Source organism: Actinomadura rubrisoli (assembly GCF_004349215.1).
In the GTDB taxonomy this organism is placed as follows: domain Bacteria; phylum Actinomycetota; class Actinomycetes; order Streptosporangiales; family Streptosporangiaceae; genus Spirillospora; species Spirillospora rubrisoli.
Genome location: NZ_SMKU01000682.1, coordinates 1 through 1,581, shown reverse-complemented (window position 1 = coordinate 1,581; position 1,581 = coordinate 1). Strand labels below are relative to the sequence as shown.

At 79.5% G+C, this 1,581-nt stretch carries 1 protein-coding gene; it reads right to left on the bottom strand.

Annotated elements, in window-relative coordinates; genetic code table 11:
* The coding region (locus tag E1298_RS46825) for a condensation domain-containing protein (protein WP_243726270.1) at positions 1 to 1,581 on the bottom strand (1,581 nt) is incomplete at both ends.

Sequence of the window (1,581 nt, the reverse complement as noted above, 5' to 3'; positions counted from 1 at the left end):
GGCCAGCGCGGCGCTCTCGGGGGCGTGCGCCCAGTGCCGGTCGTCGCCTTGCCCGGCTGCGGGGTCGAGACGGCCCCGGTAGTTGAACAGGATCTGCGGCCGGGCGGCCCCGGCCAGCGCGGGGGCGGTCCGCGCGTTCAGGTACCGCAGCAAGCCGTGGCCGAAGCCCTGGCCGGGGGCGGCGCGGAGCTGCTCCTTGACCCGCTTGAGCAGGTCACCGGCGGCGGTCCCGCCCCGTCCGGCCGCCTCCGGGTCGACGCCGTCCAGGTCGAGCCGCACCGGGTGGAGGGTGGTGAACCAGCCGACGGTGCGGGACGGGTCGGTGCCGTCCAGCGGGTGGCGGCCGTGCCCTTCCAGGTCGACCAGCAGCCAGGGGTCGCCGCCGTCCCGCCAGCGGACCACGGCCAGGGCGAGCCCGGCGAGCAGGACGTCCTCGGCGCCGCACCGGTAGGCGCGCGGCAGCTCGGTGAGCAGGACACGGGCCTGGTCCTCGGGGACGGTGAGGACGAGGGCCTCCTGGGTCGCGGCGGTGTCGCGGGACGGGTCGGGGCGCCGGGCGGCAAGCGGGGCGTCGGGGGCGGCCAGCGACGTCCAGTGCGCCAGCTCGGCGAGGCGCTCCGGCGCGTGCGCCTCGGCGAGCAGCCGGTGCGCCCACTCCCGCAGCGAGGTGGCGGGGACGGCGAGGTCCGCGGGGGCGGCGAGGTCCGCGGCGCCGCCGGACGCGGCGGCCTCCCACGCGGTGCGCAGGTCGGGCAGCAACGTCCGCCACGAGACCCCGTCCACGGCCAGGTGGTGGACGCACAGCAGCAGCCGCCCGGCGGCGCCGGGGCCGCGGTCGAACCACACGGCCTGGAACACGTTCCCCGCGGCCGGGTCGAGACGGGCGGCGGCGGTCGCGGACTCCTCGGCGACCAGCGCGGTGAGGGCCTCGCCGTCCAGTCCCCGGGCGTCCGCGCGGCGCACGGTCGCGGGGACGGCGCCGGGGGACGCGACCGAGAGCGCCCAGACGCCGCCGGGCCGGTCGAGCCGCAGCCGCAGCGCGTCATGCCGGTCGACGAGGTCGCGCACCGCGCGGGTCAGCGAGGCGAGGTCGGCGCGCGGCGGCGTGACGACCAGCGCCGATTGGAAGAACCGCCCGGCGGGGCCGGCGGACGCGTCCGCCCGGTCGGCGAACCACTGCATGATCGGCAGTGGCGGCAGGCCGCCCACCGGGTCGAGTCCGGCGCGCTCCGGCGGCGGTTCCGCGCCGCGCGCGACGAGCGCCAGCCCGGCCGGGGTCCGGTGCTGGAACACCTCCTGCGCGGTCACCCGCAGCCCGGCCTTGCGCGCCCGCGCGACGACCTGGATCGACAGGATGCTGTCGCCGCCGGAGGCGAAGAAGTCCTCGTCGTCCGCGACCGCGTCCAGGCCGAGGATCTCGCCGAAGATCCCGGCGAGGACGGCGGTCCGCGCACCGGCCCCGGCGTCCGGCGCGGGCGTCCGGGCGGGCGTCGCGGTGGCCGGTTCCGTCGCGGCCTGGGCCGGTTCCTTCGCGGGTGCTCGGCGCGGTGCACGGGCCGGGCGGGCGGGCGCGGGCAGGGC